A 14373-nucleotide genomic window follows, 5' to 3' on the forward strand; every position below is an offset into this window, starting at 1 on the left:
CCGGCGCGCCCTGCGCTGTGCGCCGGCTCGTCCTGGTGGCCCTCGGTCTCGGCGCGGGGTGACACCCCGGCCGAGGCCGAGGTCCACCGGCCGGTCAGGCCGCCGTGCCCCTGCCCGCCCCGGCGGGAGTCCCCCGACGCGGGCCCCGCCGTCTGCGTATGGCCCGGGTCAGCACTCCTGTCACTCCCGCCAGGCAGAGGCCGCCCACCACCATCGGGATCACGGCGAACCACGGTGTCTCCCAGAGACCGCCCGCGTCGCCCGCGTAGGTGACGCCCGCAAGGGTGAAGGCTGCTCCGGCCACCAGCCGGCCCGGACGGAACTCATGACGCAGCACGGGTCACCTCCGCCTGTCCCGCCCCGACCTGAAGATCGAGGTCGATCGTCCCGGCGCCCTTGTCGCCCGACACCGGCGACAGGGTCACCTCTTTGTGCTTGCCCGGCTGCACGTCCACGTCCTCCTGGCCTTCGCCCGGCAACTGAATGTCGCCCAGGCCCACATCGATGGTCACGTTCACCGTCACGTCCGCGGGCACGATCACCCGCAGCCGCCCGAGCCCCACCTCGGCGTCGGCGTTCACGGTCTGCCCCTCGGCCGGCTCCAGCAGGGAGAGGTCCAGCGTGGCGTCGCCGGTGCCGAGGTCATAGCCCTCGCGGACGTCCGCGACGGTCGCGGGCCGCCAGGTCCTGTCCACCCAACTCGTGCTGATGTCCTGGGGCAGGAGGGCCGACCCGGTCAGCAGGCCCGCGGTGAGGACCGCCAGGAACACCGATCCCGCGCCCGTACGCCCCAGGAACGAGCTGACCGCGATCCCCAGGCCCAGGACGGCGAGCGCGGTGGCCAGTCCGGCCTGGAGGCTGGTGCCCAGCGGGTGCTCGTCCCAGGCGGCGCGGGTGGCGAGCCCGCCTGCGAGGACCGCGAGCAGGAACAGCCAGCCGCCGATCCAGCGGGGGCCGCGCGGCCTCGGGGACCGGCCGGGCGCCGTCCGTATGCCGGCGCGGGCGCTCGTGTGGCCCGTGAGACGTACGTCGACGATCGAGCTGAGGTCCGGTCTACGGGCGTCCCGGGGCCCCCACAGATAGCCCGTGCCGCCGTAGTGGGTGCCGTCCTTGACGATGGGGTCGCGCCACCAGGAGGGGTAGGTGGCCGGGACCGGCGGTGCCTGGGCCTCGGGCGGGGCGTCGGCGACGGCCTGGGCGGCGAGCGGGTCGGCGTCGGGGGCGTCCCGGTGTCTCGACCAGTATCCGGCGCCGGCCAGGAGCAGGGAGAGGACGACGGCGAAGGTGAGTACCTCGCCGTTGTTCAGCATCGTCAGGAACACCCCGCAGCCGACCAGCGCGAACAACAGGGCCACGAGGGCCTGTCCGTCGACGCGGCCGGTCAGCAGCTTGCGCACCTCGTTCTCGTCGTCGGTGTAGGGGGCGAAGAGCCAGGCGAAGCCGTAGAAGATGAGGCCGATACCGCCGGTCGCGGAGAGCACGGCGAGAGTGATCCGGAAGATCACCGGGTCCATGTCGCACTGCCGCCCGAGGCCCGCGCAGACGCCGGCGAGCACCTTGTGCTCACGATCGCGGCGGAACCGGTGCGGGGAGTCGGCGGTGGCTCCGGTGCTTTCGCCGGTGCCTGTGCCGGCCGTCGCTGTCTCCTCGTTCACATCTGCCCTTCCGGCCTCGCCCGCCCCTTCGGGCGCACCCTGTTCTCCGCGTGCGCCCGCCCGCTCGTGCACGCCCGCCCGCTCGTGCGCGCGCGGTTTCTCACCTGCGGTGCCGGGGGCGCCGGTGGACGGGGTGGCCGCGTCGGGTGCGGTGCCCCCGTCGGGCACGGCGTCCGCGGCGTGCTGGTGATCTGCCATGAGTCCATGGTGGCGGGCGAGGCGGCCCGACGGCAGTCGGTATGACCCTGGCCGGACCCTGATATCGGCCCTGATCCGGCGCCCGGGAGGCGTTCGGCCCGCGAGCGCGTCGGAGATCAGGGGCGTCTCGGGGGCGAACCCTGATGTCCGGGACCGGCGGGCCGTGTGACCATCAGTGGCATGCCGGAAGCCGCAGCAGCGCCACTCGTCGAACCGCGGCCGCCGCGCAAGCTCTACCGCAGCAGTGACGGACGCTGGCTGGGTGGCGTGGCGCGGGGGCTCGCCGGACATCTCGGGCTGCCCGTCATCTGGGTACGGCTCGTCTTCGTCGGCCTGTTCCTGGCCAACGGCCTCGGTGCCCTGCTCTACGCGGCCTTCTGGTTCTTCGTGCCGCTCGGTGTCGGCGGAGTCGGAGACCAGAAGCCCCCGTCCCTCGTCGCCACCGAGACCGCGCCCGACGGCCGGCGCCGACTCGTCGCCCGTAAACCGGACCGGGGCCAGATCGTCGCCCTGCTCCTCATGGTCGTCGTCGCCATGGTCTTCGTGGGCAGCGTCGACCTCGGCAGCGGCGCCAAGGCGTACCTGCTGCCCGCGGTTCTCGTCGGTGCGGGTGTCGCCCTCGTATGGCGCCAGGCGGACAACGCCCGCAGGGCCCGCTGGGTCGAGGTCGGCCGCAGACGCCGTACGCTCACACTGCTGCGCGCGGGCGCCGGAGTCCTGCTGGTCACCGCCGGTGTCTCCGGCACGTTCGTTCTCCAGGGTTCCGCCGCCCACCTGGACTCGGTCCTCCAGGCCGCCCTCGCCGTCCTCGTCGGCATCACGCTGCTCGCCGGACCGTATCTCGTCCGCATGACGCAGGACCTGTCCGAGGAACGCCTGATGCGCATCCGTGCCCAGGAGCGGGCGGAGGTCGCCGCCCACGTCCACGACTCGGTACTGCACACGCTCACCCTGATCCAGCGCAATGCGGAGAACGCGGGCGAGGTACGCCGCCTCGCCCGTGCTCAGGAGCGCGACCTGCGCACCTGGCTGTACAAGCCGGAGGGCACCGGCAAGGACGAGGCCGACGAACCGGTCACCCTCGCCGACGCGGTGCGGCGCAACGCCGCGGAGGTCGAGGACAAGCACGGTGTGCCCATCGAGGTCGTGGTCGTCGGCGACTGCCCGCTCGACGAGCGGACCACCGCGCAGATGCAGGCCGCGCGCGAGGCCATGGTGAACGCCGCCAAGTACGGTGGCGAGGGCGGCGCCGTGCAGGTCTACGCCGAAGTCGAGGGAAGGACGGTCTTCGTGTCGGTCCGGGACCGCGGTCCCGGTTTCGACGTCGACTCGATACCCGCCGACCGCATGGGTGTCAGAGAATCGATCATCGGCCGTATGGAGCGCAACGGCGGCACGGCGCGCCTGCGCGGGGTGCCGGGCGGCGGCACGGAGGTCGAGCTGGAGATGGAGAGGGCGGAGAAGACGTCATGAGTGACCCGACCGAGGCGAACGGAACGGCCGGAGCGGCCGAGGCGGCCGAACCGGCGAAGGCAGCCGGTGACGGTACGGGCGGGCGCCATGTGCGTGTGGTGCTCGTCGACGACCACCGCATGTTCCGTACCGGCGTCCAGGCCGAGATCGGCCGCACCGAGGAGACCGGTGTCGAGGTCGTGGGCGAGGCCGCGGACGTCGACCAGGCGGTCACGGTCATCAACGCGACCCGGCCGGAGGTCGTCCTGCTCGACGTGCACCTGCCGGGCGGGGGTGGGGTCGAAGTGCTGCGGCGCTGCGCCGCGCTGATGGCCGATTCCGAGCGGCCCGTGCGCTTCCTCGCCCTGTCGGTGTCGGACGCGGCGGAGGACGTGATCGGGGTGATCCGCGGCGGTGCCCGGGGCTACGTCACCAAGACGATCACCGGCACCGACCTGGTCGACTCCGTCTTCCGGGTGCAGGAGGGCGACGCGGTCTTCTCGCCCCGCCTCGCCGGGTTCGTCCTCGACGCCTTCGCCTCCACCGACGCTCCGCCGGTCGACGAGGACCTCGACCGTCTCACCCAGCGCGAGCGCGAGGTGCTGCGGCTCATCGCCCGCGGTTACGCCTACAAGGAGATCGCCAAGCAGCTCTTCATCTCCGTGAAGACGGTCGAGTCCCATGTCTCGGCGGTGCTGCGGAAGCTCCAGCTGTCCAACCGGCACGAGCTGACGCGGTGGGCGACGGCACGGCGACTGGTGTGAAGCAGGGCGGGGCATCCGGTCAGGACCGGGCGCGGGCGCGCTGAACACCGCCGGGTGGCCGGCGGAGCTCGGCGGCGGAACTCCGGTGGGTCACCGTCGTCCCGTACTCCGATGGGGCACCGGTGCCGAACTCCGATCGGTCACCGCTGTCCCGCCGGTGTCGGTCCCAGCACTCGCAGGGCCCACCGATAGTGCTGTACCGCCTTCACCACGCCGATCAGGCCGGTCAGCCACAGGATGGTGCCGGTGCCCATGCCGAGGGCGATGTCGGCGTAGGCCGACGGGCCCGGTCGGGCGCCGACGGCGGAGACGAAGGACGCCCACAGGCCGATCGCGGCGACCGTCAGGGAGGACAGCAGCCAGAAGAGACTGAGGCCCGGGGAGCGCAGGCGGGCGTCGGACAGGGGATGGCTGTCCAGCGCGAGCCATGCCTCGAGGAGTTGCCGTGTCCGGTGGTCACGGCGGATGGCGAGGACGACGGCGGTGACGGACGGGGTGAGGGCGGCGACGCCGATGAGCGCGAAGACCGGGCCGAGGAGTGAACCGGTCGGATCCTTCTCCTCGAACTGCTGCACCGGCAGGACCAGCAGCGACCATCCGATGATCGCCGCGAGCGCCAGCAGCCACAGCAGCAGCACGCGGTGTACGCCGAGGCTGCACCGGTGCAGCACGTCCAGGGCCCGCTCCCGGTCGGCCAGCAGCGCCGACCGGTCCGGCCAGGCGCCGAGGTGGGACGGGGGAGGAGGTGGGGGCAGCGTCGCGGGGGACATCGGGGGGCTCTTTCGGCCGAGGGGAGCGGAGCGCGGCGACGGCGGCGGGGAACCGTTCGTCACGGCGCGCGCTGAACCTACCGCGTCAACGGGCCGGAGAAATGGTCCGGTTGGCCCGACAGTGTGTCCCACACGCCGTCACACCACGCGGGTGGCCCCCGCGTACGGCATCTCGTCGAGGGGTGCCACGCGGACCGGGGCGGAAGGGTTCGGTGCGTGGATCATCCGGCCGCTGCCGACATAGATGCCCACGTGGGTGATGCCTGAGTAGAAGAACACCAGGTCTCCCGGGAGGAGTTCGGAGCGGGAGACGCGGCGCCCGGCGTCGATCTGGGCATAGGTCGTGCGGGGCAGGGAGACGCCCGCGGAGCGGTACGCGGCCAGGACGAGCCCCGAGCAGTCGAAGGCGTTCGGGCCGGTCGCGCCCCACACGTACGGACTGCCGAGCTTGGCGTAGGCGTAGGAGACGGCGGCCGCCGCACGGGAGGTGGGCGCGGCGGTGGTCGTGGAGCCGGGGGCCTGGAGGGTGGCGCGGGCGCCGGCCGAGCTCCGTGAGGCGCGGGTGCCGCCGGCCGCGTCACCTGTGTCCGTCAGCATCCGGGAGCGTTCCGCCGCCGTCAGCCGGGACAGCAGACGGCGGGCCGCGTCCAGCTTGCCGGTGATCGTCTCCTTGTGCCGTCTCAGTTCCGTCCGGCGCGTCTTGAGGGAGGTGAGTTCCACGCGGGCGGCACCGCGCAACTGCTCGATCTCCCGCAGTTGCTTCTGGACGCCGTTGACGGCCGCGGACTGACGGTCGCCGGCGCGTTCGACGAAGGCGGCGCCGTCGAGGTACCGGTCGGGGTCGTCGGAGAGCGCCAACTGCACCGCCGGGTCCAGCCCGCCGCTGCGGTACTGCGCCGCCGCCACCGTGCCCAGTGCCTCCCGCGCCGTGTTCAGTCGCGCTTCCTTCCGGGCGGCCTCGTCCTGCAGGGCCGTCAGCCGTCCCTCGGCCGCCGTCGCCTCCTCCTGCGCGCCGTTGTACTTCTCGGTGGCGGCCTCCGCCTCCTGGTACAGCTTGTCCACCTTGGCCTTCACCTCCGCCGGTGTGGGGTCCGGCTCGGCGTGCCCGGTTCCGTCGAAGGCCGTCGCGCCCGCCGCTCCGGCGAGGGCGAGCGTGGCCGCCGTGCGGAGGGTATGGCCGCCGAGTGAGCGCTGACGGGGCTTGCGGTGCGCTGCCACGTGGGACTGCACGTCCTTTCGTACGACCGCCTCGTCGGTACGGCCGTCAGGCGGGCCGGGGCGTGGGGCCCGTGCCCGCCGGGGGAGCGGACGGACGTACGGCCGCGGGGTGCGGCTGACGCGTCCGGCGGCGGCCCGCACGGGGGAGCGGGGCCGCCGCCGGACTCTCGGCGGTGGTGCCCGGCTGCCGTCCCTGGCCGGGGCGGCGGTGGGGAGCCGGTCACCTGGGGCAGGACGCTAGGCCTGTCGGTGTCGGTCCGGTAACGCGATGTGCGGAAGTGACCCGAGCGGACAGCCTGGCGACCGGACGTGCCCGGTGACCCGGTCCGAAGGAATCGTCTTCGTGCGGCGCGCTGACCGATGCGGTGCAATCGGGTCACATCCGGGCGACGGGCTGCTATGGGACGCATATATGCAAGTGTCGCGACCGGGAGGGGCGGGGGTGGTGTCGAGCGCTGGCCGGGCGGCTGGTTAGCATCCGGCTCCATGGACCTACTCATCCATCTTTTCGTCGGCCTCCACATCATCGGCATCGCCGCGCTGCTCGGCGGCTTCCTCACGCAGATGAAGGCGATGGGCCGGGGCACGGCCCGGTTCGTCCCCGCGATGCTGCACGGCGCGGCGACGATGCTGGTCACGGGCGTGGTGCTGGTCGGGCTCAACCAGGCCGACGACCAGCAGGTCAACAACATCAAGATCGGCGTGAAGCTGGCCCTGCTGATCGTGATCCTCGGACTCGTCTACGTGAAGCGGGACGACGAGAAGGTGGAGAAGCCCCTGTTCGGACTGGTCGGCCTGCTGACCGTCGCCAACATCTTCATCGCCGTCCTGTGGACCTGACGGAGGCACGGGCGGCCACGAGCGCCCCCGCGGCGACGGCCAGCCAGGCCGCCACCGCGATCCACAGCAGCACCTGACCGGGACCCTCCGGCCACGGGGCGTCGACGGCGTCGGCGACGGACAGGGCGGCGACCGCCGTCATGCCCATCGGGAACACCGTAGACCAGCGGCGCATGTCGTAGCGGGGGCGCGGCCACCACAGCTCGGCGACGAGCAGCACGGCGTACCAGAGCAGAGCCAGGACGAGCAGGGCGACGGTCACCGTGCGCAGGACGCCGGCGTCGTCCACGTTCCACAGATACAGCCCGCCGCCCTCGGCCAGCAGGAGCTTCGCGCCGGCCAGCGCGGAGATGGCGAGCGCGCCGCCCGCCACCCACTGGTCCCCGGCGCCCTCGGCCACCTGCCGCAGGCTGAACCGGGCCAGCGTCACGACGTAGACGGCCAGGCCGAGCCAGAACAGGACGAGCGCGGCGCGGGCGAGCCAGGCCTCCGCCTCGGCCCGCGCGAGCGTCGCGGCCAGCACGGCGAGCCCTTGTGTGGCCACACAACACAGGAACACCGCCCCGGGCATGCGCCGCTCCCAATGCCTCATGACCTCCACCAGCAGCACGGGCCACAGCACCGCCGCCAGCGCCAGCAGCGCCTCGGCGAGCGGCTGCCAGCCGAGCGCGGAGATCCGGGCGCCGAGCACGGTGGTCGCCGCGACGGCCGTCAGACCCGCCGGCGTCCCCGCCTCGGCCCGCCACCGCTCGCGTTCCCGCAGCAGCCGTACGGCGGAGTCCACCGCCAGGGCCACCCAGCCGGCCCCCGCCAGCGCCAGGGCGGTCAGGGACAGCACGTCGTGCCCCGTCAGGTTCAGGCCGATCGACAGGATGCCGGTCGCCATCACAGCGGCCCCGGCCGCCGGCGGACGCTGCGCCCACCAGGCGCGGAGGGGGGAAGAGCGGGGCATGCGGCCGATGGTAAGGAGCGCCGGGCGGCGCGCGCGGGGGCACGCGCGCAGGAGCGGGGAATTACGCGCGGGCGCAGGACAAGGAGCGGCCCTCTGCCAGCGGCGGGCGGTCGGAGAGGGAAGGTCCGTAGTGGCCCGTCCGCCAGTAACCCATACTGCCGCCGACCGCCGACCGCCGACCGCCGACCGCCGACCGCCGACCGCCGACCGCCGACCGCCGACCGCCGACCGCCGACCGCCGACCGCCGACCGCCGCCCGCCGCCGCCGACCGCCCGCCCGGCGGCCGCCCGGCGGCCGGTCGGGCAGGTCAGGACCGGCAGGCCAGGCAGCCCGGCCAGGCAGCCAGGTCAGGCAGCCAGGTCAGGCCGGTCGCACCACGCTGTGGATCGATGACTCCCCGTCGTAGTACACCGACTCCTCCCGCACGTACGCGCCCGGCTTCGGAGCGTGGATCATCATGCCGTTGCCGATGTAGATCCCGACGTGGCTGACGTCGTCGTAGAAGAAGATCAGGTCACCCGGCAGGGCATCGGAGAGGGACACGGTGGTGCCCGCGTCGACCTGGTCGTAGGTGGTGCGCGGAAGGGTGACGCCGGCGGCCTTCCAGGCGGCCTGGGTGAGGCCGGAGCAGTCGTAGGACTCGGGGCCCGTGGCGCCCCAGACGTACGGTTTGCCGATCTGGGCGCGGGCGAAGGCCAGGGCCTTCTCGGCCTTGGTGGTGTACGAGGCGTCCGTGGACGCGGAGGACGACGAGGACGTGCCCGACGACCCGCTCGTGTCCGAGGAGCCGCCGTTCTCCTGCTGTGCGGCCGCCGCCTCCGCCGCCTGCTGCTCGGCCAGTTCCGCCGCCTTGCGGGCGGCCTCCTGCTGCTTCTTCCGCTCGATCGCGGCGAGCCGCTCCTTCTCCTCCGCCGTCAGCTGCGACAGCAGGGAGCGCGCGGTGCCGAGCTTCTTCTGGACCGTGGCCTTGGCCGTCTTGAGGTCGTTCTGCGAGTCGGTGAGCGTCTCGAGGCTCTGCGTGGCCTCCTGGCGCTTCTTCATGGTCTCCGACTGCTCGGTGACGTAGTCGTCGACCGCGTCCTTCTGGCGTTCGGTCAGCCGGCCCATCAGCTGGGTCTGGTCGAAGTAGTCCTGCGGGGAGTCCGCGAGGAGGAAGGTCGCCGTGTCGGGTGCGGAGGCGCCGGTGCGGTACTGGGCGGCGGCGAAGGAACCGAGCTGCTCCCGCGCTTCGTTGAGCTTCTGGGTGCGCTGGGCCACGTCGTCGAGGAGGGCGTCGACGCGCTTGCGCTGCTTGGTCGTCTTCTCCTTGGCGGCGTTGTACTTCTCGGTGGCCGACTCCGCCTGGCGGTACAGGTCGTCGACCTTCTTCTCGACCTCCTCCAGGCTCGGCTTGCCGTCGGTGGAGGGCGCGGCGTTGGCCGTCTGGGAGAGCAGGGCCACCGAGGTGAGGGCGGCGGTGGCGAGGGCGGGTGTGCGTATGCCTGCTACGCGCGTACCCGAGAGGCGCGGCTTGCGGTGCTGCGACGCCAAGGGAGGCGACTCCTTCCATGTTCCGCCTACCGGGTTAGCGGTGGGGGTACCCCCAGGCCGTTCAGGCGCTGGGGGAGGGTTCGGGCGGACGGTCGGAAGGGTTGCCCTACGGCCTTGTCCCCGCAGGGAGTCGGACCGATTCACCCCGGGATCTCGGTGGGTCCCCGGCTCCGGCTGCCACGTGGGGGCGCGCAGGATTCGGCGGAGGCCGTGCGGCCCGGCGAGGTTCGCCGGTGGGGGTCGTACGGCCTGCCCGGCACGGTAACCAACTCGTGTGGTGCCTGTGAAGGTTGCTGGGTGATATGCCCGATACATTTTCGTGACCTTCGGCCGGGCGGAGCTGAACCCGGGCAACACTGGACCGATAGATGATGGTTTGCTCGTATTCATGGGGGCGGGAAAACGGTCGGATGCGAACAGTGACGCTTCGGATCCGGTCAGTGGGTGCCGCCGCGCCCCTGCCGCCCCGGCGGACCGGGCGGCGAGGGGAAGCGGGATGTTCTCGGGACGGCGGCCGGTTGTCGGTGGGGCACCCTAGACTCGGAGAGCGATGAGCAGCCTCTTTGACGACAGCTTCCTGGCGGACCTCCAGGCCCCGCGCGGCCACGAGGAGGAACCTCCGCCACCGCCCGAGGACGACCACGCTCCGGAGTCGTTCCCGGACGATCTGTTCGGCGGGCAGTTCGACGTGCCCCCGGACCGGGACGCCCACTACCGCGACGGCGCCCCGCGCCCGGTGATCGACGCGGCCGCGCTCCTGGAGGGGCTCAACGACAACCAGCGCGCCGCCGTCGTCCACTCCGGCACCCCGCTGCTCATCGTCGCCGGCGCCGGCTCCGGCAAGACGCGCGTGCTCACCCACCGCATCGCCCACCTCCTCGCCGAGCGGCACGTCCACCCCGGCGAGATCCTCGCGATCACCTTCACCAACAAGGCCGCGGGCGAGATGAAGGAGCGCGTCGAGCAGCTCGTCGGCCCGCGGGCGAACGCGATGTGGGTGATGACCTTCCACAGCGCGTGCGTGCGCATCCTGCGCCGCGAGAGCAAGAAGCTCGGCTTCACGTCCTCGTTCTCGATCTACGACGCCGCCGACTCCAAGCGCCTGATGGCCCTGGTCTGCCGTGATCTGGACCTCGACCCCAAGCGCTACCCGCCGAAGTCCTTCAGCGCGAAGATCAGCAACCTGAAGAACGAGCTGATCGACGAGGAGGACTTCGCCGCCCAGGCCGCCGACGGTTTCGAGAAGACCCTCGCCCAGGCCTACGCCCTCTACCAGTCGCGGCTGCGCGAGGCGAACGCCCTCGACTTCGACGACCTGATCATGACGACGGTCAACCTGCTGCGCGCCTTCCCCGACGTCGCCGAGCACTACCGCCGCCGCTTCCGTCATGTCCTGGTCGACGAGTACCAGGACACCAACCACGCCCAGTACACCCTCGTCCGCGAGCTCGTGGGCACCGCCGGGCACCCCGTCGACGTACCGCCCGCCGAGGACGACGTACCGCCCGCCGAACTGTGCGTCGTGGGCGACGCCGACCAGTCGATCTACGCCTTCCGCGGCGCGACGATCCGCAACATCCTCCAGTTCGAGGAGGACTACCCGGACGCGACGACGATCCTGCTGGAGCAGAACTACCGCTCCACGCAGACCATCCTCTCCGCGGCCAACGCGGTCATCGAGCGCAACGAGTCCCGCCGCCCCAAGAACCTGTGGACCAACGCGGGCACGGGCGCGCGCATCACCGGCTACGTCGCCGACACCGAGCACGACGAGGCACAGTTCGTCGCCGACGAGATAGACCGCCTCACGGACGCCGCCGAGGCGAAGGCGGGCGACGTCGCCGTCTTCTACCGCACCAACGCCCAGTCCCGTGTCTTCGAAGAGGTCTTCATCCGCGTCGGCCTGCCCTACAAGGTCGTCGGCGGTGTCCGCTTCTACGAGCGCAAGGAGGTCCGGGACGTCCTCGCCTACCTGCGGGTCCTGGCCAACCCGGAGGACTCCGTCCCGCTGCGCCGCATCCTCAACGTGCCCAAGCGCGGTATCGGCGAGCGCGCCGAGGCCATGATCGACGCCCTCTCCCAGCGCGAGAAGATCAGCTTCCCGCAGGCGCTGAAGCGCGTCGACGAGGCGTACGGCATGGCCGCGCGCTCGACGAACGCCGTGAAGCGGTTCAACGCGCTGATGGAGGAGCTCCGCACGATCGTCGAATCGGGTGCCGGCCCGGCGACGGTCCTCGAAGCGGTCCTCGAACGCACCGGCTACCTCGCCGAGTTGCAGGCCTCCACCGACCCGCAGGACGAGACCCGGATCGAGAACCTCCAGGAACTGGCCGCCGTGGCCCTGGAGTTCGAACAGGAACGCGGCGAGGAGAACACCGGCACCCTGGCCGACTTCCTGGAGCAGGTCGCGCTGGTCGCCGACTCCGACCAGATCCCCGACGAGGACGAGGACGGTTCCGGGGTCATCACCCTGATGACCTTGCACACCGCCAAGGGCCTGGAGTTCCCCGTCGTGTTCCTGACCGGCATGGAGGACGGTGTCTTCCCGCACATGCGCGCCCTCGGTCAGACCAAGGAACTGGAGGAGGAACGCCGCCTGGCCTACGTCGGGATCACCCGCGCGCGGGAGCGGCTCTACCTGACCCGGTCGGCGATGCGCAGCGCCTGGGGGCAGCCGTCGTACAACCCGCCCTCCCGCTTCCTGGAGGAGATCCCGGCCACCCATGTCGACTGGAAGCGGACGGGCGCGGCCTCGCGCGGGTCCTCGGGTCCGGTGTCCGGGGTGGCGGCCTCGCTGTCCTCGTCCCGGTCGCGTTCCTCGGCGTCCGGCGCGTCCGGCTTCGCCACGCGGCGGACCGCGGAGAAGCCGGTGGTCTCACTGGCCGTCGGCGACCGCGTCACACACGACCAGTTCGGGCTCGGTACGGTCGTCGGAGTGAAGGGCACGGGCGCCAACGCGGAGGCGACGATCGACTTCGGCGACACCAAGCCGAAGCGGCTGCTGCTGCGGTACGCACCGGTGGAAAAGCTCTAGCGGCTCTGGCCGGGAGCCGCGCCCGCGCCTGAAGGCCGGGCATGTGCACGGAAGGAGCCCCCGCTCGTACGGCGGGGGCTCGGAAGCCGCACGGGTTCCCGAACGACTGTAGGGGGGAGCCCGAGGGCCGGTCGGAGCCGGGTTACGTCGGGTCGAGGCCGTGGCTGCGCAGCCACGACAGCGGGTCGATCGCCGAGCCGCCGCTCGGCCGGACCTCGAAGTGCAGGTGCGGGCCGGTCGAGTTGCCGGAGCTCCCGGAGTACGCGATCGGGTCGCCGGCCTTCACGGTCGTCCCGGAGGCGACGCGGTAACTGGAGAGATGGCAGTACCAGGTCTCCGTCCCGTCCTTCGCCGTCACGATCATCATGTTGCCGTAGGCGCTGTTCCACTGCGTGCGGACGGTGCCGTCGGTCGCGGCCATGACCGTGGTGCCGTAGGAGACCGGGAAGTCGATGCCGGTGTGCTGGGACATCCAGTTGACGCCGGCCTGGCCGTAGTAGGCGCTGAGTCCGTGCTGGCTGACCGGGAGGGCGTACTTGGGGCGCAGCCGCTCCTTGCGGGCCGCCTCGGCCGCCGCCTTCTTCTTCTCGGCCTCCTGCTGTGCCTTGAGGTCGATACGTTCCTGCGTCCGGCTGGCCCGGTCGGCGAAGTCGTCGGCTTCGGCGGTGAGGGTCTCGAGCTGGGTGTCGAGCTTGTTGTTGGCGGCGGACGGTTTCACCGACTGCGCGTCCGACGCGGCCGCCGACGTGTCCTTGTCGTCGCCGGTCAGGGTGCCGACGGAAGCGGCCGCGATACCGGCGACGCCCATGACACAGGCCGAGGGCACGGCCACCGTCAGCAACGCGGAACGCTTCGGGGGCGTACGACGCCGGGAGCGGCCGGAGTTGCGGGCGGCCGCGCGCGAGGTCGGGGCCGGGGCGACGTCCTCCTGGTCGTCGAGGAGGGGGGACGCGGAGACGGCGGGCAGCTCGCCCGTCGCGGTCAACTCTCCCTCGGTCGAAGGGTGTTCCTCGTACGCGGCCGACTCGTCGTAGGCGCCGTGTTCGAAGTCCGTCCGCTCGAAGTCCGTCCGCTCGAAGTCGGGCTGCCGGTAGTCGCCCTGCTCGAAGGTGGTGGCGCCCTGCTGGTCGAAGGGCGGCTCGGCGCGCGGCTCGAAGGCCTCGGCGTCCGGGGCGTCGGCGCCGTCGGAGTTCCACTGCGTGGCGTCGTAGGCACCGGTGTCGAAGGCCTGCGTGCCCCATTCCCACTGCCGGGTCTGGTCGGCGGCGGGACCGCCGGCACCGTCGGGCTGGAGCCAGGCGCTCGCGTCCCACTGCCCGCTGGTGTCGGCCGCCGTCGCCTGGTGCGGGATGGCCGACAGCGGCTGCTGGTCCGGCGCCTGCTGGTGGCCCGTGGTCCACGTGGTGGTGTCGTACGCGCCCGTGTCGTAGGCGGCGTGGTGCTGGGCCGCGTACGGGTCGTAGTTCAGGGTCTGGTGGCTGCCCGTCGACCACTGGCCGGCGTCGTACGCACCCGTGGAGGCGCCGTCACCGGGAAGGTTGCCGAAGAGGGGGTCGGCCGCGAAGTGGCCGGTGGGGTGCGCGCCGGTGTCGTACGCGTCGTGGCTGGTGAAATCGCCGTACTGGGCTTCCGTGGAGCTGTACGGCGCGTAGTGCGCCGCGTCTGCGTCGGAAGCCGGAGCCGGGGTGGTCAGGGTCCCCGACGGGTGACGATCGTTCACCAACTTCTCTCTCGCCTCGACGACAGGGGCTGCCAGAGCAGTGCGGCGACTGTACCCGGCGGTACGCGGGCACGACAATCTTCGTCAGGTTTCGTGCTCGCGGGAAAGGGGCAATCGGCCCTGTTTCGGGGGAGGGTGGACGCGAGCTTGGCCCTATGTTCGAAGAGTGTTCGATCATTCGAGGACGGAAAGAGGACGGAAAGAGGGCGGAAGAAGGAGCCGACCGCTGTGCGGGCCGG

The 14373-nt window shown here is 72.0% G+C and carries 11 protein-coding genes; 4 read left to right on the forward strand and 7 right to left on the reverse strand.

Translation table 11 applies throughout. The annotated features are described in order from the left end of the window. Positions 1 to 94: 94 nt before the first annotated feature. Positions 95 to 337 (reverse strand): hypothetical protein, encoded by a 243-nt coding sequence (locus ACIP67_RS13915; RefSeq protein WP_401691516.1) that lies wholly within the window; start codon positions 335 to 337, stop codon positions 95 to 97. Next, complete coding sequence (locus tag ACIP67_RS13920; RefSeq protein ID WP_401691517.1) at positions 324 to 1853, reverse strand: PspC domain-containing protein; 1530 nt, start codon at positions 1851 to 1853, stop codon at positions 324 to 326. Before ACIP67_RS13920 ends, ACIP67_RS13915 begins: the two co-directional genes overlap by 14 nt. Before the next feature lie 180 nt (positions 1854 to 2033). Here ACIP67_RS13920 and ACIP67_RS13925 point away from each other — a divergent pair, with 180 nt between their 5' ends. Further along, positions 2034 to 3326: a PspC domain-containing protein gene (locus ACIP67_RS13925; RefSeq protein WP_401691519.1), complete on the forward strand. Its 1293-nt coding sequence runs from the start codon at positions 2034 to 2036 to the stop codon at positions 3324 to 3326. Continuing rightward, positions 3323 to 4069 carry a LuxR C-terminal-related transcriptional regulator gene (locus ACIP67_RS13930; RefSeq protein WP_401691521.1) on the forward strand — a complete coding sequence of 249 codons (747 nt, stop codon included), beginning with the start codon at positions 3323 to 3325 and terminating at the stop codon, positions 4067 to 4069. The genes ACIP67_RS13925 and ACIP67_RS13930 overlap by 4 nt, the downstream gene beginning before the upstream one ends. Positions 4070 to 4209: 140 nt before the next feature. On the opposite strand, the gene ACIP67_RS13935 is transcribed toward ACIP67_RS13930, so the two are convergent. Both ACIP67_RS13935 and ACIP67_RS13940 read right to left on the reverse strand, forming a co-directional pair. Then, positions 4210 to 4839: a hypothetical protein gene (locus tag ACIP67_RS13935; RefSeq protein ID WP_401691523.1), complete on the reverse strand. Its 630-nt coding sequence runs from the start codon at positions 4837 to 4839 to the stop codon at positions 4210 to 4212. A gap of 138 nt (positions 4840 to 4977) precedes the next feature. Beyond that, the gene (locus tag ACIP67_RS13940) at positions 4978 to 6057 is read right to left on the reverse strand and encodes an NlpC/P60 family protein (protein WP_401691525.1); all 1080 of its coding nucleotides are present in this window, start codon (positions 6055 to 6057) and stop codon (positions 4978 to 4980) included. Positions 6058 to 6543: 486 nt separating this feature from the next. Here ACIP67_RS13940 and ACIP67_RS13945 point away from each other — a divergent pair, with 486 nt between their 5' ends. Continuing rightward, positions 6544 to 6897 (forward strand): hypothetical protein, encoded by a 354-nt coding sequence (locus tag ACIP67_RS13945; RefSeq protein WP_389513425.1) that lies wholly within the window; start codon positions 6544 to 6546, stop codon positions 6895 to 6897. Here ACIP67_RS13945 and ACIP67_RS13950 read toward each other — a convergent pair. Together ACIP67_RS13950 and ACIP67_RS13955 are read right to left on the reverse strand one after the other, a co-directional pair. Then, the gene (locus ACIP67_RS13950) at positions 6875 to 7849 is read right to left on the reverse strand and encodes a tellurite resistance/C4-dicarboxylate transporter family protein (RefSeq protein ID WP_401691527.1); all 975 of its coding nucleotides are present in this window, start codon (positions 7847 to 7849) and stop codon (positions 6875 to 6877) included. The genes ACIP67_RS13945 and ACIP67_RS13950 overlap by 23 nt on opposite strands. A gap of 361 nt (positions 7850 to 8210) precedes the next feature. Then, a complete protein-coding gene (locus tag ACIP67_RS13955; protein ID WP_401691529.1) occupies positions 8211 to 9380 on the reverse strand; it encodes an NlpC/P60 family protein in 1170 nt (389 codons plus the stop codon). Between the two features lie 550 nt (positions 9381 to 9930). Between ACIP67_RS13955 and pcrA the strand changes: the two genes are divergently transcribed. Next, positions 9931 to 12414: a DNA helicase PcrA gene (pcrA, locus tag ACIP67_RS13960; protein WP_401691531.1), complete on the forward strand. Its 2484-nt coding sequence runs from the start codon at positions 9931 to 9933 to the stop codon at positions 12412 to 12414. 142 nt (positions 12415 to 12556) lie between these two features. Here the strand turns inward: pcrA and ACIP67_RS13965 are convergent, their stop codons facing one another. Continuing rightward, positions 12557 to 14134 carry a M23 family metallopeptidase gene (locus tag ACIP67_RS13965; RefSeq protein ID WP_401691533.1) on the reverse strand — a complete coding sequence of 526 codons (1578 nt, stop codon included), beginning with the start codon at positions 14132 to 14134 and terminating at the stop codon, positions 12557 to 12559. Between the last annotated feature and the right edge of the window lie 239 nt (positions 14135 to 14373).

Origin of the sequence: Streptomyces sp. NPDC088812 (assembly GCF_044750285.1) — a bacterium.
In the GTDB taxonomy this organism is placed as follows: Bacteria; Actinomycetota; Actinomycetes; order Streptomycetales; family Streptomycetaceae; genus Streptomyces.

Coding starts and splice junctions, on each gene's coding strand:
- ACIP67_RS13920 (WP_401691517.1), bottom strand. CDS start 1,853: ATGGCAGATCACCAGCACGCCGCGGACGCCGTGCCCGACGGGGGCACC.
- ACIP67_RS13925 (WP_401691519.1), top strand. CDS start 2,034: ATGCCGGAAGCCGCAGCAGCGCCACTCGTCGAACCGCGGCCGCCGCGC.
- ACIP67_RS13930 (WP_401691521.1), top strand. CDS start 3,323: ATGAGTGACCCGACCGAGGCGAACGGAACGGCCGGAGCGGCCGAGGCG.
- ACIP67_RS13935 (WP_401691523.1), bottom strand. CDS start 4,839: ATGTCCCCCGCGACGCTGCCCCCACCTCCTCCCCCGTCCCACCTCGGC.
- ACIP67_RS13945 (WP_389513425.1), top strand. CDS start 6,544: ATGGACCTACTCATCCATCTTTTCGTCGGCCTCCACATCATCGGCATC.
- ACIP67_RS13950 (WP_401691527.1), bottom strand. CDS start 7,849: ATGCCCCGCTCTTCCCCCCTCCGCGCCTGGTGGGCGCAGCGTCCGCCG.
- pcrA (WP_401691531.1), top strand. CDS start 9,931: ATGAGCAGCCTCTTTGACGACAGCTTCCTGGCGGACCTCCAGGCCCCG.